The following is a 17097-nucleotide window of genomic DNA, read 5'->3' on the forward strand; positions in this document are numbered from 1 at the left end:
CAAGATCTTGAAGTTTTTTTGCGACATCTTCCCTGAGTTTCTGTGTCCATTTTCAATGGGAGCAACATAAAGGGAAGCGCGTGGGCCGGGTGCTGACTTGTAACTTACTTTTTGCGTTGGCTGAAAAGGACGCTCTAACGGCTGACAACCCGCGAGCGTGAATGCGCCGAATAAGAAAGCAGCTATGGTCAGTTTATAAAGCACAGGTCGCAAGCAATCCAAGTAAGCAAAGAGCAATGAATATAATCAAATGAGGCATTCTTTCGTACCAAAATCAGTCAGGTTTTTAACGACAAACTCAAAGCGTGTCATCCTTGCAATGCAATTGCTGATATTTGCCGCCCATAGTCATCCTCATTCCGATGGCACATCCGTCGGTAACTGAAAAAATCCTGTTCATTGGCATAGGTGTCGCGGGCAATTAAATCGACCTGCTTTATTCCAAGATCAAGCAATTGATCACGCACCAGAGCTGTCAGATCAAACAGAAAATGCCCCTCTTTGGGTGACGGCCTGAAATACTGCTCGCTGCTCTGATTTTTTTCAAGAAAGGGCGCAGGAAATTCCGGGCCCACCTCGTAGGATTGCTGTTGGATCGCAGGACCAATCGCCGCGCAAATCGAAGTCTTCTTCGCACCTAATTCCAGCATGTTCTCAATGACATTGGCCGCGATATTACTAAGGGTGCCTTTCCAACCTGAATGCGCAGCCCCGATTACTCTATGGTCAGTATCCGCAAAAAGAATGGGAACACAATCTGCGGTCAGAACCCCAAGCGCAATGCCGGGATCACGGGTAACCATTGCATCCGCCTTTTCGCGCAAAAGGACATCAGATTGCTGTGTGATGATTTCAACTCGGTTGCTGTGAATTTGATACAGCGTCTTGAGTTTGTCCGCATTCAGTTTTTCACAGACGATTTTTTTGTTTTTCTGAACATTCTCTGGTAAATCGTCCGAGCCTGCCCCGCAGTTCAGCCCCGCATAGACGCCATTTGAAACGCCACCGCGCCGAGTGAAAAACCCATGTGTGACACATGGATCTTTGAGAATTTCAGACTGGATGATCATTCCGCAAATCCCGCTGGCTGGACAAGGTTTTTTGAATAAAACGCAAATGCTTTAAACAAAGTACCCATTTCATCACTGCTAACCAAGCGCTTTAAATCAGCAGCAATTTTCTGTTTCTGGTTTTCATTGGCGTTTCGCGAAAGGATCATCGCCCGCGCCTCAATTCCAAGCCGCTCCAAAAACCGCCCTTGGGAGGAAAGTGCGCTGGATAGTTCACCGCTTTCTTCAACATACTTGCCGAGTTGGCCAAATCTGACATGGGCTGTCAAATCGTTTGCACCGGGGTTCTGAAGAGGGTCTGTAAAATTGTGATTTCTGACAGCTTGAAAACTGTCGCCAGTATTCGTCTCTTCCGGTCCGTAATCAACGAACAGGGCATATCCACCCTGATTTTCTATTCGCTTCGAAAGCTTTTCTACAATCTCCTGTACGGGGGCACTCCACTCAATGATCGTACCGCTCTCATGTTCTTTTGGCGACGGTAATAGGTTTAGAACTTTCGGCTCCACGGTATCCGCCGTACAAAATTCGAGGGTGTCATCTTTACGAGTGATCCGCCGCTCCTGCCAGCCGCCTTGCATTGAAATGAACTGGCGGATCGGCAGAGCATCCAGAAATTCATTCCCGATGATGATGAGCGGGGAGTTTTTCGGCAATTCATCAACGGTTTTAAGCCAGGTTATGGGATAATCCTTTAACGTCTCTTCCTGCTTTTTGCTGAGTATCTCGCTCTGCTCAATCAGATATATGTCGGCAGCGTCCTGAAATTCCGGCACCAGTTTGGAACTTCTCAGCGCATCCATCATCAATGTCCCGCGTCCCGGGCCAGTCTCACACAGAATGAATTTCTGCGGGCATCCCAACTTGCTCCAGCTATCTACGCACCATAAACCGATCAGTTCGCCAAACATCTGGCTAATCTCTGGTGCGGTTACAAAATCGCCACCGGCACCAAATGGATCAGACTTCTGGTAATAGCCATATTGTGGATGCAGCAGCGACAGCTCCATAAACCGATCAAGGGGGAGGGGGCCCTTCTCATCGATTTCATCACATATGATCTGCAGGAGAGCTGAACTCATTTATTTGCCATCGTCCTTGAAATCAGCCACGCCCCAATGACAATCATCGGCAGGGACAGTAATTGTCCCATCGTTGCACCAGCAAATAAAAACCCAAGATGAGCATCGGGCTCTCTGAAAAACTCAACAAAGCCGCGTGCAAGGGCGTATCCGATTAAGAATACTCCGGTCAGGAATCCCGGTTTTTGTCCAATTTGTGTATTGCGCAGAAACATCATTACAATAAACAGTACGAGTCCCTCGAGCAGGGCTTCATAGATCTGGCTGGGATGGCGGGCCATCGGACCGCCGTTGGGAAAGACCATGGCCCAAGGAACGTCCGTTGGCCGCCCAAAAAGTTCAGCGTTAATGAAATTTGCAATCCGGCCAAAAAACAATCCGATGGGTGCGACCGTTGCCAGCATGTCTGCAAGCTCGAATGTGGGAAGCTTGTGCTTTCGTGCGAACAGCAAGGCGGCAGCGACAACTCCGATAAATCCGCCGTGAAATGACATTCCACCTTGCCAGACCATCAAAATCTGTGCGGGGTTTTCCAGATAAAATTCGGGTTTGTAAAATAGAACATAGCCCAAGCGGCCACCAAAAATAACACCCAGCGTCGCCCAGACAAGAAAGTCATCAACCTGTTCGGGCTGAATTGCAGATTCCTTGCTTCGGGCAAAGCGCACCATAAGGCGCCACCCAATCACCAATCCCGCAATATAGGCAAGTGCATACCAGCGGATGGCAAACGGCCCGATGCTGAAAAGGATCGGGTCAATCTCGGGGAAGGACAGGGCTGAAAAATAGGTAAGTAAATTCATGATGTTCACTTTATAGAGGCTGGCGAAAAATCTGCAACAGGAACAGTCGCTGACACCTCTTCAATGTAAAGACTGGTTTCGCAGTTGCAATCAGTTAACAGCGGGCCCATATTAGGCTCATCAGTAAAGGACATTGAAATGCAGACAAATTCGAAAATATTTGACGATTTTGCCAGACTGGCTTCGGGTGCTTTGGGAACAGCGCAAGGCATGAAAAGTGAGATCGACAATCTTGTTCATCAGCGGATGGAAAAGATCATCGCCAAAATGGATCTTGTGCCGCGTGAAGAATTTGATGCTTTAAAGGCAATGGTAGTGTCATTGTCGGAAACGGTAGAAGCTCAGGCTGCCGAAATTGAAGCACTGAAGAAATCCGGTGCCAGTAAATCGGCTAAGGCGAAAACGAGCCGCTCTTCAGCTAAAAAATAGCACTTATTAAAGCGGCAATTTGATTTTTGCGGCTGAAATGAAATTTATCCACAAGAAATTTCGGTTTTTGTGTGCTTTAGGCTTGCACCTGTTTTATGGGTTCAGTACGCTACATATATGGATGCTTCAGGTGTGATGCACCACATATGGCCCGAAGCAAAATCCTGTGCACTGCAGAAAGCCGCTTCTGGCTTGCACTGCAACTGGCGGGATTTTGAAAGAAGGAGAACCGCCATGACGACACTACTTCTCTCCTCCGAAGAAACGGATGAACGCAATCCTCTTGATCTTGTTGAAACACTGATTGATCGTAATGACTGGTCTTTTGATCGGCAGGGATCAAATGAATTGACCGTTGGTGTTGAAGGTAGCTGGTGTCAGTATCATTTGTGGTTTTCATGGCGATCTGACATTCGCTCCATTCATTTTTCCTGCGCCTATGATGTGAAAATCCCGAACAAGGCATATGATGTCATCTATGAGCTGTTGGCCATGATGAACGAAAGAATGTTTGTCGGGCATTTTGATACCTGGCGTGAAGAAGGGCTTGTCATGTTCCGGCACGCCTTGATATTAAACAAGCACGGTGACCTCGCAGACGAACAGGTTCAAACTCTGGTCGAAACAGGGATGAAGGAGCTGGAGAGATTTTATCCAGCCATTCAGTTCTGCATCTGGGGCGGAAAAACACCGGAAGAAGCGCTGGATGCGGCAATGCTTGAAACAGTAGGTGAAGCCTAGAAAATGACAATTTCAATAATGTTGATCGGCTGCGGCAATATGGGCCGCGCCATGCTTGGTGGCTGGATTGAACAAGGAACTAAGCCCAATGACGTTGTTGTCATTGATCCATCACCGGAAAATCAGGAAAAAGCAGCGAAAATGGGCTGCCGGGCGTTTTCATCCCCGCTTCTGGTGGAAGAGAATTATCAGCCCAATGTCATTCTGTTAGCTGTGAAACCGCAAATCATTGCGGATGTGATAGATAGCTACAAAAAATACACCGATGCGGGTGCGTTGGTGATTTCCATTGCGGCGGGGACGCGGATTAACCGCTTTGAAGACAGTTTTGGCTCTTCGGCCGCTATTATCCGGACCATGCCTAATACGCCAGCGGCAATTCGCAAGGGAATGATGGTTTCGGTTGGAAATGGCAATGTTCAGGAAAAGCACCGTAAAATCTGTGATGATCTGATGCGGGCGATTGGGACAACCGCTTGGGTCGAAGATGAGGGGCTAATGGATGCTGTGACAGGGTTATCCGGATCTGGCCCTGCTTATGTATTCTATATGGTTGAGGCAATGCAAAAAGCGGGTGTGGCAGCGGGACTACCTGAAGATCTGGCGTTGCTTTTGGCCAAAACGACTGTGGCAGGCGCTGGCGCGCTTGCTTTGGATGCGGCAGAGTCTGTTGAGCAATTGCGGGTAAATGTCACCAGTCCCAATGGGACGACTGCAGCCGGTCTCTCGGTCCTTATGGCAGAAGATGGTTTGGCTCCCCTTATGGAAAAAACAGTAGCCGCTGCAACTAAAAGATCAAAAGAACTCGGTTAAATCTATTTAAAATTGAAAATCTAATACCATATACACCTTTTTATAGTATGAGGTGTGGTATGAAGTTCTCTGTTTTATTGGTTGGTTGCGGCAATATGGGCCGCGCAATGCTGAACGGTTGGCTGACAAAAGGGCTCAAAGGCGCTTCCGTCTGTGTGGTCAATCGCAGACTGGACGGTTTTGACGAATTTCGCGATCAAGGTTGCCGTTTCTTTCAGGCCAGTCACGAACTGCCCCGGGAATTCCGCCCCGATGCGGTTATTCTTGCAGTTAAACCCCAAATGATTGTGCCGGTCGCGCGCGATTATTCGGGATTTGTTAAGGGAGGGTCATCCTTTCTTTCAGTCGCTGCAGGGACCAAACTTTCTGTACTTGAAGGCGCGCTTGGAGGATGCGGCAGTTATTCGGGCGATGCCCAATACGCCTGCCGCAATTGGGCGCGGGGTAACCGTATCGGTTCCCAATAAAAACGTAACTCCAGCACAGCGGGAAATGAGTGAAAAACTTCTCTCGGCCATTGGTAGTACTGCCTGGGTTGAGGATGAAGATCAGATGGATGCGGTTACGGGGGTATCCGGCTCCGGTCCTGCATATGTTTTTTATATGATCGAGGCGCTTACCGAAGCAGGCGTTAAAAACGGATTACCTCGTGAATTGGCCAATCAGCTTGCCCGCGAAACGGTTGCCGGTGCAGGTGAACTTGCGCGCGTTCAGGACACTCCGGTTCGTCAATTGCGTGAAAATGTAACTAGCCCTCATGGAACAACTGCAGCCGGGCTTGAAAAGCTGATGAATCCTGATCATGGGTTGGAACCGCTTATGGAAGCAACGGTGAAAGCCGCGGCTGATCGCTCCCGAGAGCTCGCTAAAAACGCGTAATTTCAGGAGGAGGAATTCATGATTTCAAAATCTGAAGAAGCGGCCCCTACCAAAATGGGAAAACTGATTGTGCCTGATGTATCCGTCTTAAAAGCAGATCAGTTGGCAAATATGCAGCAGATGATCAAAGCGACCCAATCTGCCGCAGGCACAATGGATGCTGTCATCGCAGCACAACGCAAGTTATTTGAAAGTTTGCAACAGCAGCTAGTTTCACCACTAGCTGCGGATCCGGCGACGGCGGCATCTGCCGATAATTTCTCTGAAAATCTGACAAAATTGTCTGAGAATATGCAAAAAGCCATTGGCCAGTTCTCAAAATCTTCTGAAGCAACTGTTGAGGGGACGACAGATGCCGTGGTTGAAATGAACAAGGCGTTTGAACAGTCTTTGAAGAAAGTGGAACAGACGGCCATCAAATTTTCAGGTGGTTAGCCGGTTAAGGATGGAATAGGGTGCAGTAAAACAGATCAGATACGGGTAAAGGGCAGCTTATGGCCAGTGACATTCCTCAAATTGAATTTGACGATTTTCTCAAAGTCGATATTCGCGTTGGTAAAATTGTCGAGGTTGAAGATTTTCCACAGGCTCGAAAGCCAGCTTACAAGCTGAAAATTGATTTTGGGCCAGAAATTGGGGTCAAAAAAAGTTCTGCTCAGATTACAGCTCTCTATTCAAAAGACGATCTATTGGCGCGGCGGGTGGCAGCCGTTGTGAATTTTCCGCCCCGCCAGATTGGCCCGTTCATGTCAGAAGTTCTTGTTCTTGGCTTTAGTGATGAAAATGGCGCTATTTCCCTGATCCGTCCTGATCACGATGTCCCTCTTGGCAATCGTCTTCACTAAGGAGATCACTTAAACCATGGCTGAAAGCGAAGACCAATCAGCTATTATGACACCACCCGATTTTACGGATCTGTTTGAAAAACAGACCGCAGCATTAGCCGACGCCGCCAAGGCATCCAATGCCTGTTTTGAGGCTATTCGCTCCCAGGATAAAATTCTTGAGACCCTGAGTTCTGCTTACAGCGCCGAAATCGAACAGGTTTTTACAATCGCAAAAGCCGTTAAAAACCCGCCGATGGCAATTGCCTCGGTGCCGGTGGTCTTGACGCTTGCAAACACTACCTTTGCCAAAGCCTTTACCTCGCTAGCTGAACTGACAGCTTTGTTTGAAAAAGCAGTGGCAGAGATTGATTTGCCTTAAAGAACCCAACTTAATTACAGCGGAAGGCTGACCTGAACACGAAGCCCGCCAAGCGGACTTGTCGCAAGAATAATCTGCCCCCCATGGCCGTGAACAACATCTCGGGCAATGGTCATGCCAAGACCGCTGCCACCTGTCTCGGTATTGCGGGACGTATCCAGTCGATGAAAGGGGCGAAATACATCCGCTCGTTTGTCTTCGGGAATTCCGGGTCCATCATCATCAATCAGGATAAACGCCTGATCATCCTCTATGACAAGTTGCACTTCAATTTTTTGGGCATGGCGGCGGGCATTTTCAATCAGATTGGTCAGGCATCTTTTCATGCCGTTGGGCCGCAGGTGAGCGAGCACATCCTCAGCGGCAGTGAGCGTGATATCCGCACCTTGGCGGGCGGCATTATCGCAAACTTCCTGCACGATTTCCTTCAGATTTACAGGGGCCACACTCTCCGCTTCCTGCCCCTTGGCAAAGGCAAGATACCCCTCCACCATATTTTTCATGTCCTCGACATCGCCGATCAGATTGCGATTGGCATCATTGTCTTCCATCATGGCAAGCTGCAGCTTCATTCGGGTAAGCGGTGTTCGCAAATCGTGGCTCACACCGGCCAGCATTTCTGTGCGCTGTTTGATTTGCCGTAATATCCGGTGTTTCATTTCATGAAATGCGATTGAGGCCAGCCTGATTTCCTGTGCACCGGATGGTTTGAAATCCGCGACCTGCTGGCCCTTACCAAATTGCTCAGCTGCGTTGGCAAGCTGTCGGATCGGCCTCATTTGATTGCGTAGGAAAATGACAGCAATTGCAAGCAATGTGATCGAAATACCAATCATCCAGAGCACAAAGATATAGGTGGTGTTGGAAAACAGGCGTTTGTCTCTCACGGTAACGTTAAGCACCTTGTCGGCGAGCTGCACCCGAATGATCACAATTTCCAGATTGTTATTGGTGGTAATGGTGAAATCACGCCCCGGCAGGCTGGAGCGAAGCTCCCGCGCCATGTGGCGTTCCAGAAATCCGAAATCATCATCATCGTGATCAGCCGAATAGGGGGTAATATACCCATCCTCAAAGGTGACGGTTAGCCGCATTTGTGAGCGGGCGATGTTCAGGATACTCGCTTGGGCTTCCTCGCCCGGAAAGCGGTCGGTCAGGGAGATGACGCTGGCTATTTCCCCGGATACCCCTTGTGCGAGCCGTCGCGCTACGTTATTCCAGTGTCGTTCGTAGAAAATATAGGTCGCCAGAATCTGCAGCAACACTGTTGGCAGCACGACAATCAGCAGGGATCGCCCGAACAACGTCCGGGGCATAATTTTTTTTAACAGGCCCACATAGGGTGCGTTTAATTTCATGCACCTAACCTATCACAGTTTAATCTGCCCAAAGCACATATCCTTCACCGCGAACTGTCTGAAGATATCGTGGCATTTTTGGGTCATCCTCGATTTTTCGGCGAAGCGGGTAATTTGGACGTCAACCGCTCGTCCTTGCGCGCCGCTATGGGCTGACAGTTCGTCTCTTGAAATGGAAACTCCGGGCGAAGCGCCAATGATTTTAGCAGTATCTGTTCACTGGATGTCAAATTGATCACTTCCCCGTCCTTGGAGAGAATACCCCGAGGAATATTGAAAGTGAACGCGCCAAAGGAAATTTCCGAGTGGCTGGCTTCGTGGGATCTGCGCAAAATAGCTGATACCCGCAGTAACAGCTCTCTGGGCTCGAACGGTTTGGTCAGGTAATCATCAACGCCAGCTTCCAGTCCGTCTATGCGGTCATCCGTCTCTGCCATTGCGGTCAACATCAAGATCGCCACATTTCTGTTAGGGCCCGCTGTATTCCGCAAGGATGCCGCGAAGCTCAAGCCGTCCTCACCGGGCATCATCCGATCCAGAACAATCAGGTCAAAGGAAAGGCCCGCCATCTTGCGCCGTGCATCTTCTGCGCTATTGGCAATCGTCGCCCTGTATTCGTTATCGGTCAGGTATTTCTTCAGCAGGGACGCAAGACGGCTATCGTCGTCCACAACCAGAATATGAGGGGCGTTGTCGTGCATGCTCTGCGAAACTCTTCCTGTTATTTTTTCATGATCCGGCTCAGGGCCTTGTCCCTATCAGCTTCATTTATGAGCCCTTCAAGAACCTTTCGGTATCCCGCGACGGCCTCACCGCCTGCTTCGCGAAATGCTTTCGCAACCTGTTGCTGTTGCACATGACTGATTTTCCGCTCGAGCACTTTCCCTTCATCCGTCAGATATAACAACCTTTGACGGCGGTCCGATACACCAGCTTTCTGCTCGACAAACCCTCGTTCCACCAAGGCATTCAGCACTCGGCTCAGGCTCTGTTTGGTGATGCGCAGGATCTCCAGAAGCTCAGAGACTGTAATTCCGGGATTGCGTCCCACAAAGTGGATAACCCGGTGATGGGCGCGACCAAAATTATAGTCTTTAAGAATCTGATCAGGCCCATCTGTGAAGTCGCGATAGGCAAAAAACAGCAGTTCAATTGATTGTCTCAACTCTTCTTCGCGAAGGAAGAGCGGGTTTGTTCCAGATTTTACGTCAGCCATGTTGACTTAATTTTCTCATAATGTTACCAATTGAAAGCATGAAACGTAATTTTCATACTTATAACCTGTAAATAAACGACACATTATAACCCAAGGTTCAGAATAATGGATACAACCTCATTTGCCGAACGCGATGGCTATATCTGGTTTAACGGAGAATTGACCAATTGGCGAGAGGCCAAAGTGCATGTTCTCACTCATGGACTGCATTATGCCAGTAGTGTCTTCGAAGGGGAACGGGTATATGACGGAGAAATTTTCAAGCTCACGGAACATACTGAACGCCTGATCAAATCAGCACAAATTCTGGGCTTTGATCTGGGAATGAGCGTGGCCCAAATCAATCAGGCCTGTATTGATACCATCAAAGCCAACAATATTGTCGATGGATATGTTCGTCCTGTTGCGTGGCGGGGTTCTGAAATGATGGGTGTGTCTGCGCAACAAAATAAAATAAATGTGGCTGTAGCCGCTTGGGTCTGGCCAAGTTATTTCGATCCGGAAGCCCGAATGAAAGGCATTCGATTGAAGCTATCGGACTGGAAACGTCCGTCACCTGAAACCATCCCGACCCAGTCCAAGGCTGCGGGTCTGTATATGATCTGTACACTGAGCAAGCATCAGGCGGAAGCAGAAGGCTATGATGACGCCGTTATGCTGGATTATCGGGGCCGGATCGCTGAAGCAACGGGTGCAAATATTTTCTTCACCAAAGAAGGAGTTTTGCATACACCGACACCTGATTGCTTTTTGGACGGTATTACCAGAAGAACAGTGATTGATTTGGCGAAATCCCGCGGTATCGAAGTTGTCGAGCGGGCAATTCAGCCGGAAGAAATGGCGGAATTTGAAGAATGTTTTCTGACAGGAACCGCAGCGGAAGTAACGCCGGTTCAATGCATTAACGACTACCAGTTTACTCCGGGCTCCATCTGCGAAACTCTGATCAGGGACTATGATGCGCTCGTTAGGCGAAAACAGGCTGCCTGATTTCCAAAGCGTCTTTGATTGCAGCCGCCTGATTTTTGAGGCGGCTGTTCTTGTTTTTGCCCTTTTTATTTTGATAATAGGCGGCATAAAGGGTATTCATGAAGCCGGTGAACATCAGCGCATGTAAAGTTTGAATTGAACAGGTACCAAAATGAAGCGTTTGGGATTAATAGTTGCATTTTTTCTCTTCGGAACAACCCTGTCCCATGGGTCCTTTCAGGATGGCCTGAACGCATATAATGAAGGAAACTTTGGCAAAGCTGTCACCATTTGGGAAGAACAGGCCAGCCGGGGTGATGTCAATTCGCAGTATAATCTTGGTCTGTTTTATGAGCGCGGTGTAGAAGGCTACCCTAAGGATCTTGCGGTCGCTTATGCGTGGTATCGGCTTGCGGCCGCCCAGAATGCGGCGCCTGCCATACAGGCAGTCAGCCGTCTGGAACCACTGCTGACCGCTGGACAGATTGAGGATGGAAATAAACTGGCAATTTCCATTTTAGGGCGCTGGTATCGTGAGAATGTTGGCCTGAAAGAAGATGATTACAAGAAAATCGTTGAGGAGAGGGCCCGCCTTGAAAAAGCAAAAATTGAAGCTGAAAAGCGCGCGGCTGAACAGCGACGCAAACAGCAACAGGCACTGATTGCTCAGCGCGATGCAGATGCGAAGCTGGCAGAGCGGTTGGAAGAAGAAAGCAGAGCCGCAGCCATTCGTGCTGCACGTGAACAGGCCGAAGAAGCCAAACGTCAAGCCTATCTTGCGCAAAAGCAGCGCGAAGAAGAGGAAAGACTAGCTCGTCTTCGGGCCGAACGGGAAGAGGAAATCGAACGTCAGGCGGCTCTTAAACGACTGCAGGAACTCAAAGCGAAACAACAGGGCACTGTGAGCGAACCGGTTGTGCTTTCAACGCCGCAAAAACCGGTAATCGCACCGCAAGCTCCTGCCGCGAATACGGCTGTTGCCACAAAGCCCTCACAACCTGTCAGTTCACAGCCCGCCAGTTCACAAGCTGTGCAGCCACAGAACTCACTGCAATCAACAGATACGCCGCAAAAACCGGCCAGCTCCGGTGAACAGACTGCAAGTCGTGCAAATGACCAGCTGTCTAACTCGAAACCGGTTGCACAGGAGCAAACGGTTGCATCCAAGCCTGCAACTCCGAACCCGGTCAAAGCGCAGCCAAAAACGACCTTGCCTGTGATTAACAATGGAATGGATCAGCAGATCGTTTCAAATATTCTGGAAGCTTCAAAAAGCGTCGATCTCTCAACACCGCAAGCGGTTGCAGAAATCAGTGCTGAAAATACCAATATTGAAGCGTTGAAATGGTCGTTGATTTCAGCTGCACGCGGCAAGGCAAGTGCTGTCAGGATGAATGAAATTCTAAAACGCAGCCTGTCGCCCGCTCAAGTTGCAGAAGCGAACCGGCGGGCCGCTGAATGGATACTCAAGCGCCAGAAACGCGGCTGATGGCGTAACCGCTCAGTCTTTCCATTTATTTGCAGCGTCCAGATCACTCTGACGCTCTTTCACCCAATTACGCTCACCCTGAGCAGTCTCTTCCAGCTTCCAAAACGGGGCTTTGGTTTTAAGCCAGTCCATCAGGAAGGCGGCCGCTTCAAATGCGTCCTGGCGATGTGCTGAGGCGGTGACGACCAGCACAATGGGTTCTCCCAATTCCATTGTTCCAAATCGGTGTATAATTCGGCAATCTGTCAGTTTCCAGCGGCTACGGGCTTCCTGTTCAATTTTCTCCAGCTGTTTTTCAGTCATGCCGGGGTAATGTTCAAGTGTCAGCGATTTGACAGGTGAGCCATCGTTGAAGTCGCGCACATATCCAGTAAAAGAGACAACAGCGCCAATATCTGTAGACTGTCCAGCCACATCTGCTATGACCGCGCCGCTATCAAAAATCTCCTGCTGGACAATAACCATCTTACCCTCCTGTCACTGGTGGGAAAAAAGCGACTTCCTTTGCATCCTTCAGTGCTGCATCACCCTTCACATATTCCTGATCAAGGGCAACGCGAATGACATTTCTGTCCGCCAGCGCGGATGAATAGGGTTCTCCGCGGCTTATCAGAAATTCCAGCAACTGATCGACCGTTGTGACCTCTTTTGGAAGATCGACTGTGTCCTCTGCCATACCGATTTGTGCCCGCAGCCAGGCAAAATAAAGAATTTTCATGGGTAAAACTCTGAAAAGGGGATAAATTTTACAGGCTCGCCAACTGATACTTCTGTGGTCTGTTCATCCAGTTCAATCAGTCCATTTGCCCAGGTTAGAGATTCAATAAGTCCAGACCCTTCCGATCTGAATTTTTCCACCCGAAGGTCACCAGTTGCCGTATGGCTGTAGCGCCCCCGTAGCCATTCTTTTCGGCCGGATTTCTTTTTCATTTCAAAAGCCGACGGTATCAAATAATAGGGAATGGACACCTCTTCTTGGGAGCCAGCCAAACGTTTCGCCAGTGGCAGCGCAAACTGTAGCGCACAAACAAGGGCAGCAACGGGATTGCCCGGCAGCCCCATGAAAGGGACGTCCTTGATCATGCCTAGGGCAAGTGGCCGTCCCGGTTTAATCGCTATGCGCCAAAAATCAATATGCCCCAATTCTTCGATAACGGCTTTTACGTGATCCTCATCCCCAAGTGAAACACCGCCGGAGCTGATCACAAAATCACAACTGCTCGCTGCCACTTCCACCGCTCTTTGAATGTTTTCTTTGCTGTCAGGAAGGATCCCAAAATCCTGAACGTCCCATCCATGTTTTTCAAAACAGGATCGCAGCATGTAACGATTGGCATCGTAAATTTTACCGCTTTGATGGGTTTCACCGGGCTCGAGCAATTCATCACCCGTTGAAAGTATGGCAATTCGGAGAGGCCTGAATACGTTCACACGGCCCGCGCCAACGCTGGCTAGTCTTGCAATATGTGGGGGGTGAAGTGTGGTGCCGGCCCTAACCGCAATTTCTCCTTGGCGGATATCTTCCGCGGCACATCGACGATTGCTACCCGGGCGGAGCGAGGCGTTAATTACGACTTCATCACCCTTAACGGTGCAATCTTCAATCATCGCGACTGTATCGCAGCCCTCCGGGATCAGGGCACCGGTAAAAATTCTGACGCATTCTCCGCGATGAACAGTCCTGTCAAAGGGCTGACCCGCAGCACTTCTGCCAACGATCTGCAAGGCTCTGTTCGGCGGTTCGTTTAAATCTTGCGCAGCAAATGCAAACCCGTCCACAGCTGAGTTATCGGCTGGGGGAAGGGAGATATTCGAATATATGTCCTGTGATGTAATGCGCCCCGTCGCAGCGCTGATAGCAACCGTCTCAGTCTCCGTGAATGCAGTGGCATTTTGCAGGATACGCTTTCGGGCTTCTTCGGTGCTGATCATATCTTCTGGGGCGCGAAAGCAATCATTGCTGATCTTTGTGGGTGCGCTTTTGCCCTGCGCTGGGAATAAATGTGCCTCGATAAAATCCGCGACGTCATCAATCGCATCAATATCAATGAGCGGCAAACGCGTATCCAGATCTTTCTGGTTGGTTATAACGCCAATTACTGTCTCATCTGTCATAAACAGGGGTGTCGCACCCTCAAGCCCTCGCCAGACTTCAAGCTTCGGGAAATCTTCGCTTTTAAATCCTTCAACCAGAAGAATATCAACGGGCGAGAACCGCCTGCAAAGCTCGTCAAAACTGGCTTCGTCTTCCGCTGTATTTTCATGCATGTGGGCCCACCGGTGGCGGGAGGATACAAGCACTTCTTTTGCACCGGCCTGACGATGGCGAAAACTGTCTTTTCCGGGTTTGTCAATATCGAAACGATGATGAGCGTGTTTGAGTGTGGAAACTGAATATCCCCGTTCAATCAATTTCGGGATAAGCGATACAAGCAAAGTTGTTTTGCCGCTCCCGCTCCATCCTGAAATTCCAAGGATTTTCATTTTACTCGTCAGCCTCTTTCATCATGTGCCGAAGGCCAAGGCGTAAATAGTCATAACCCGTCCACATGGTCAATAGACCAGCTATCCACAACAAAACACTGCCAACCAACAGGGCATCAAAGTCACCTTGCACTGCCGGGCCGCCCAGTAAAAAGCATAATGCCAGAATTTGCGCAGCGGTTTTCCATTTGGCTAGTCGGCTGACGGGCATACCAACACGCAATTCCGCCAGATATTCCCGAAGCCCGGAAACCATAATTTCACGGCACAGAATAATGACAGCCGGAATTAACAGCCAGTCGGTGATCCGATCGACGCCAACCAGAAACAGGATTGCCGCAGCAACCAGAAGCTTGTCTGCGACCGGATCCAGAAACCGACCCAAATTCGAAGTCTGTTTGTTTCTGCGGGCAAGATATCCATCGAAAAAATCGGTGATGCCTGCTGCTATAAACAGGGCGAGGGGAACCCAGCTCGACCAGTCACCGGGCAGGTAGAATGAGGCAAGCAAAAGCGGAATAACCGCTATTCTTGAAAGTGTTAATAAATTTGGCAAACGAAATAACATGCCCAGATTCCCGGTTATTGGTCAGAATGACCCACCTAGTATAGGGGGGGTAAGTAGTGAGTAAAAGGCGTCATAGCATGTTTATTCGTGAAAAAAGTCGAAAATCTGCTGTGCCAGCTTTTTTGAGACACCCTCTACTTGTTCGAGATCTGCAAGCGCTGCATCCTGTACCCCCTTCGCGGACCCAAAATGATTAAGCAGAGCCTTTTTCCGCTTGCCGCCAATTCCGGGAATTTCATCTAGTGGGGATTTACCAATCGCGCTGGATCGTTTCGCCCGGTGGCTTGTGATGGCGTAGTGATGAACCTCATCGCGCAGGCGTTGCAGGAAATAGAGTGTTGGATCGTTTTCAGGCAACGAAAAGGGTGCCTTTCCGGGCATGAAAAATCGCTCGCGTCCGGCGTTACGATCCGGTCCTTTGGCAATGCCAACCAGCGTAACATCCTTGATTTCAAGCTCCTTGAACACATCAATTGCGGCGCTCAACTGACCTTGCCCGCCGTCAATGAGGACCAGATCTGGCCATTGTTCACGCGAACCTGATCCTTCACCGATTTTGTCAGGGTCTTCTTTTTTCAATCGTGTAAAGCGCCGGCTCAGGACTTCACGCATCATCCCGTAATCGTCACCCGGCGCCAGCTCCGTGTTTTTGATGTTAAACTTGCGATAGCTTTTCTTCTCAAACCCTTCGGGCCCCGCAACAATGAGCGCGCCTACCTGATGGGCACCCTGAATATGGCTGTTGTCATAAACTTCAATCCGGTTAGGGGCTGCAGGCATCTCGAAAACCCTGCCCACTGCATCCAGAAGTTTGCGCTGTGAAGCATTTTCCGCCAGTTTCCGCTCCAACGCTCCGCGGGCGTTTATACGCGCATGTTCCAGCATCTCAGCTTTGGGGCCACGCCGGGGAGTTGATATTTCTATCTTTTTTCCGGCAGACACAGTCAGGGCTTCACACAATAGCTCGACTTCGCTCGGCGTGTGGCTGACCCATATATTTTTAGGGGCGGGGTGCTTGTCGTAAAACTGACCAATGAAGGCGCTGATTACGTCTTCGGGCCCTTCTTCTTTCGTATGCGATGGGTAATGAGCACGATTTCCAAGATTCTGGCCGGATCGGATAAAGAAAACCTGAACGCAGGTCTGCCCACCTTCCTGATGCGCGGCAATCACATCCGCTTCGTCAATATTTGGCAGGTTGATGGTTTGCTTGGACTGAATATGTGCCATCGCTTTCAAACGATCACGCAAAACAGCTGCCAGTTCGAAATCAAGCGTATCGCTTGCCTGTTGCATTCGATCTGCCAGTTTCTGCTGAATAGCGTGGCTTTTTCCGGACAGAAATGCGCGCGCTTCATCCACAATCGATTGATAATCCTCAGGCGTTATCCGATCGACACAGGGCGCTGAACATCTCTTTATCTGATATTGAAGACACGGTCGGGTGCGCGTCTCGAAGTCGGAATCACTGCACGAGCGCAGGGGAAAAAGCCGTTGGAAGGTTGCCAGTGTTTCATTAACTGCCCCGGCCGATGCAAAGGGGCCGAAATATTCCCCTTTCTTGTTTCGGCTGCCCCGATGTTTCGTAATTTGGGGCCAGTCATGGTCGCTGGTGATGAGGATATAGGGAAAGGATTTATCGTCCCGCAGGATAATATTATAGCGCGGCTTCAGCTTCTTGATCAGATTGGCTTCCAGAAGCAGCGCCTCAACCTCTGTATGGGTGGATACAAACTCCATGGAATGTGTCAGCGATACCATGCGCATGATCCGGGTCGATTGACCGGTCATTTTGGTATAGCTGCTCACCCGGTTTTTAAGATTTTTTGCCTTGCCTACATATAGCACCTGATCATTCTGATCGATCATCCGGTACACCCCCGGGCTGGCAGGTAGCGTCTTCAGAAACGTCTGAATAACGCGTGAGCCGCGTTCAAAGGGTGATACGTGATTTTCGGGTGCTGATTCTGTCATAAGATTCGCGATTCAC

Annotated in this window: 20 protein-coding genes and 1 pseudogene; 10 read left to right on the forward strand and 11 right to left on the reverse strand. The window is 49.6% G+C overall.

All coding sequences use genetic code 11. The features are described from left to right. Positions 1-308: 308 nt before the first annotated feature. From pgeF to lgt, 3 genes are read right to left on the reverse strand one after another with little or no spacing between them, the layout of a single operon-like run. Entirely contained in the window at positions 309-1070 is a 762-nt protein-coding gene (gene pgeF / locus JCM23214_RS15410) for a peptidoglycan editing factor PgeF (RefSeq protein WP_025899719.1), read from the reverse strand. Beyond that, the gene (locus JCM23214_RS15415) at positions 1067-2152 is read right to left on the reverse strand and encodes a class I SAM-dependent methyltransferase (protein ID WP_025899720.1); all 1086 of its coding nucleotides are present in this window, start codon (positions 2150-2152) and stop codon (positions 1067-1069) included. The genes pgeF and JCM23214_RS15415 overlap by 4 nt, the downstream gene beginning before the upstream one ends. After that, positions 2149-2955 (reverse strand): prolipoprotein diacylglyceryl transferase, encoded by an 807-nt coding sequence (lgt, locus tag JCM23214_RS15420; RefSeq protein WP_025899721.1) that lies wholly within the window; start codon positions 2953-2955, stop codon positions 2149-2151. The genes JCM23214_RS15415 and lgt overlap by 4 nt, the downstream gene beginning before the upstream one ends. A gap of 138 nt (positions 2956-3093) precedes the next feature. Here lgt and JCM23214_RS15425 point away from each other — a divergent pair, with 138 nt between their 5' ends. From JCM23214_RS15425 to JCM23214_RS15455, 8 genes are all read left to right on the forward strand, one after another. Further along, positions 3094-3384, forward strand: a complete 291-nt coding sequence (locus tag JCM23214_RS15425; RefSeq protein WP_025899722.1) for an accessory factor UbiK family protein — start codon at positions 3094-3096, stop codon at positions 3382-3384. Between the two features lie 234 nt (positions 3385-3618). Further along, the gene (locus JCM23214_RS15430; RefSeq protein ID WP_025899723.1) at positions 3619-4125 is read left to right on the forward strand and encodes a type III secretion system chaperone family protein; all 507 of its coding nucleotides are present in this window, start codon (positions 3619-3621) and stop codon (positions 4123-4125) included. 3 nt (positions 4126-4128) lie between these two features. Next, entirely contained in the window at positions 4129-4938 is an 810-nt protein-coding gene (gene proC, locus JCM23214_RS15435; protein WP_025899724.1) for a pyrroline-5-carboxylate reductase, read from the forward strand. 59 nt (positions 4939-4997) lie between these two features. Beyond that, entirely contained in the window at positions 4998-5405 is a 408-nt protein-coding gene (locus JCM23214_RS24895) for a pyrroline-5-carboxylate reductase family protein (RefSeq protein ID WP_199899659.1), read from the forward strand. Then, entirely contained in the window at positions 5350-5817 is a 468-nt protein-coding gene (locus tag JCM23214_RS24900; protein WP_199899660.1) for a pyrroline-5-carboxylate reductase, read from the forward strand. The genes JCM23214_RS24895 and JCM23214_RS24900 overlap by 56 nt, the downstream gene beginning before the upstream one ends. Positions 5818-5835: 18 nt before the next feature. Beyond that, positions 5836-6252 carry a hypothetical protein gene (locus JCM23214_RS15445; RefSeq protein WP_025899725.1) on the forward strand — a complete coding sequence of 139 codons (417 nt, stop codon included), beginning with the start codon at positions 5836-5838 and terminating at the stop codon, positions 6250-6252. Positions 6253-6311: 59 nt separating this feature from the next. Further along, positions 6312-6662, forward strand: coding sequence for a tRNA-binding protein (locus tag JCM23214_RS15450; RefSeq protein WP_025899726.1), 351 nt, complete (start codon positions 6312-6314; stop codon positions 6660-6662). 16 nt (positions 6663-6678) lie between these two features. Next, positions 6679-7023, forward strand: coding sequence for a hypothetical protein (locus JCM23214_RS15455; protein WP_025899727.1), 345 nt, complete (start codon positions 6679-6681; stop codon positions 7021-7023). A gap of 14 nt (positions 7024-7037) precedes the next feature. Here the strand turns inward: JCM23214_RS15455 and JCM23214_RS15460 are convergent, their stop codons facing one another. The 3 genes and pseudogenes from JCM23214_RS15460 to JCM23214_RS15470 form a co-directional block, all read right to left on the reverse strand. Beyond that, positions 7038-8381 carry an ATP-binding protein gene (locus tag JCM23214_RS15460; RefSeq protein WP_025899728.1) on the reverse strand — a complete coding sequence of 448 codons (1344 nt, stop codon included), beginning with the start codon at positions 8379-8381 and terminating at the stop codon, positions 7038-7040. A gap of 19 nt (positions 8382-8400) precedes the next feature. Beyond that, positions 8401-9106: pseudogene (locus tag JCM23214_RS21295) on the reverse strand (response regulator). Next, positions 9103-9597, reverse strand: coding sequence for a MarR family winged helix-turn-helix transcriptional regulator (locus JCM23214_RS15470; RefSeq protein WP_025899729.1), 495 nt, complete (start codon positions 9595-9597; stop codon positions 9103-9105). Before JCM23214_RS15470 ends, JCM23214_RS21295 begins: the two are co-directional and overlap by 4 nt. A 105-nt stretch (positions 9598-9702) precedes the next feature. On the opposite strand from JCM23214_RS15470, the gene JCM23214_RS15475 reads away from it, so the two are divergent. Then, the gene (locus tag JCM23214_RS15475) at positions 9703-10587 is read left to right on the forward strand and encodes a branched-chain amino acid aminotransferase (protein ID WP_025899730.1); all 885 of its coding nucleotides are present in this window, start codon (positions 9703-9705) and stop codon (positions 10585-10587) included. A gap of 151 nt (positions 10588-10738) precedes the next feature. Beyond that, the gene (locus tag JCM23214_RS22800; protein ID WP_025899731.1) at positions 10739-12055 is read left to right on the forward strand and encodes an SEL1-like repeat protein; all 1317 of its coding nucleotides are present in this window, start codon (positions 10739-10741) and stop codon (positions 12053-12055) included. 12 nt (positions 12056-12067) lie between these two features. On the opposite strand, the gene JCM23214_RS15490 is transcribed toward JCM23214_RS22800, so the two are convergent. From JCM23214_RS15490 to uvrC, 5 genes are all read right to left on the reverse strand, one after another. Continuing rightward, positions 12068-12520, reverse strand: coding sequence for a molybdenum cofactor biosynthesis protein MoaE (locus JCM23214_RS15490; RefSeq protein ID WP_025899732.1), 453 nt, complete (start codon positions 12518-12520; stop codon positions 12068-12070). Position 12521: 1 nt separating this feature from the next. Then, the gene (gene moaD / locus JCM23214_RS15495) at positions 12522-12773 is read right to left on the reverse strand and encodes a molybdopterin converting factor subunit 1 (protein WP_025899733.1); all 252 of its coding nucleotides are present in this window, start codon (positions 12771-12773) and stop codon (positions 12522-12524) included. Continuing rightward, entirely contained in the window at positions 12770-14539 is a 1770-nt protein-coding gene (locus JCM23214_RS15500; RefSeq protein ID WP_025899734.1) for a bifunctional molybdopterin-guanine dinucleotide biosynthesis adaptor protein MobB/molybdopterin molybdotransferase MoeA, read from the reverse strand. Before JCM23214_RS15500 ends, moaD begins: the two co-directional genes overlap by 4 nt. Position 14540: 1 nt before the next feature. After that, positions 14541-15107 (reverse strand): CDP-diacylglycerol--glycerol-3-phosphate 3-phosphatidyltransferase, encoded by a 567-nt coding sequence (pgsA, locus tag JCM23214_RS15505; protein WP_025899735.1) that lies wholly within the window; start codon positions 15105-15107, stop codon positions 14541-14543. A gap of 81 nt (positions 15108-15188) precedes the next feature. After that, entirely contained in the window at positions 15189-17081 is a 1893-nt protein-coding gene (uvrC, locus tag JCM23214_RS21305) for an excinuclease ABC subunit UvrC (RefSeq protein WP_037493723.1), read from the reverse strand. Positions 17082-17097 lie beyond the last annotated feature (16 nt).

The organism is Sneathiella glossodoripedis JCM 23214 (genome assembly GCF_000616095.1).
In the GTDB taxonomy this organism is placed as follows: domain Bacteria; phylum Pseudomonadota; class Alphaproteobacteria; order Sneathiellales; family Sneathiellaceae; genus Sneathiella; species Sneathiella glossodoripedis.

Bases quoted from the DNA above. Each gene is read 5' to 3' on its own strand.
- moaD (WP_025899733.1), bottom strand. From the start codon at position 12,773: ATGAAAATTCTTTATTTTGCCTGGCTGCGGGCACAAATCGGTATGGCA.
- JCM23214_RS15430 (WP_025899723.1), top strand. From the start codon at position 3,619: ATGACGACACTACTTCTCTCCTCCGAAGAAACGGATGAACGCAATCCT.
- uvrC (WP_037493723.1), bottom strand. From the start codon at position 17,081: ATGACAGAATCAGCACCCGAAAATCACGTATCACCCTTTGAACGCGGC.
- lgt (WP_025899721.1), bottom strand. From the start codon at position 2,955: ATGAATTTACTTACCTATTTTTCAGCCCTGTCCTTCCCCGAGATTGAC.
- JCM23214_RS15500 (WP_025899734.1), bottom strand. From the start codon at position 14,539: ATGAAAATCCTTGGAATTTCAGGATGGAGCGGGAGCGGCAAAACAACT.
- JCM23214_RS15445 (WP_025899725.1), top strand. From the start codon at position 5,836: ATGATTTCAAAATCTGAAGAAGCGGCCCCTACCAAAATGGGAAAACTG.
- JCM23214_RS15455 (WP_025899727.1), top strand. From the start codon at position 6,679: ATGGCTGAAAGCGAAGACCAATCAGCTATTATGACACCACCCGATTTT.
- JCM23214_RS15415 (WP_025899720.1), bottom strand. From the start codon at position 2,152: ATGAGTTCAGCTCTCCTGCAGATCATATGTGATGAAATCGATGAGAAG.
- JCM23214_RS15450 (WP_025899726.1), top strand. From the start codon at position 6,312: ATGGCCAGTGACATTCCTCAAATTGAATTTGACGATTTTCTCAAAGTC.
- JCM23214_RS22800 (WP_025899731.1), top strand. From the start codon at position 10,739: ATGAAGCGTTTGGGATTAATAGTTGCATTTTTTCTCTTCGGAACAACC.
- proC (WP_025899724.1), top strand. From the start codon at position 4,129: ATGACAATTTCAATAATGTTGATCGGCTGCGGCAATATGGGCCGCGCC.
- JCM23214_RS24900 (WP_199899660.1), top strand. From the start codon at position 5,350: ATGCCCAATACGCCTGCCGCAATTGGGCGCGGGGTAACCGTATCGGTT.
- JCM23214_RS15475 (WP_025899730.1), top strand. From the start codon at position 9,703: ATGGATACAACCTCATTTGCCGAACGCGATGGCTATATCTGGTTTAAC.
- JCM23214_RS24895 (WP_199899659.1), top strand. From the start codon at position 4,998: ATGAAGTTCTCTGTTTTATTGGTTGGTTGCGGCAATATGGGCCGCGCA.
- JCM23214_RS15425 (WP_025899722.1), top strand. From the start codon at position 3,094: ATGCAGACAAATTCGAAAATATTTGACGATTTTGCCAGACTGGCTTCG.
- pgeF (WP_025899719.1), bottom strand. From the start codon at position 1,070: ATGATCATCCAGTCTGAAATTCTCAAAGATCCATGTGTCACACATGGG.
- JCM23214_RS15460 (WP_025899728.1), bottom strand. From the start codon at position 8,381: ATGAAATTAAACGCACCCTATGTGGGCCTGTTAAAAAAAATTATGCCC.
- pgsA (WP_025899735.1), bottom strand. From the start codon at position 15,107: ATGTTATTTCGTTTGCCAAATTTATTAACACTTTCAAGAATAGCGGTT.
- JCM23214_RS15490 (WP_025899732.1), bottom strand. From the start codon at position 12,520: ATGGTTATTGTCCAGCAGGAGATTTTTGATAGCGGCGCGGTCATAGCA.
- JCM23214_RS15470 (WP_025899729.1), bottom strand. From the start codon at position 9,597: ATGGCTGACGTAAAATCTGGAACAAACCCGCTCTTCCTTCGCGAAGAA.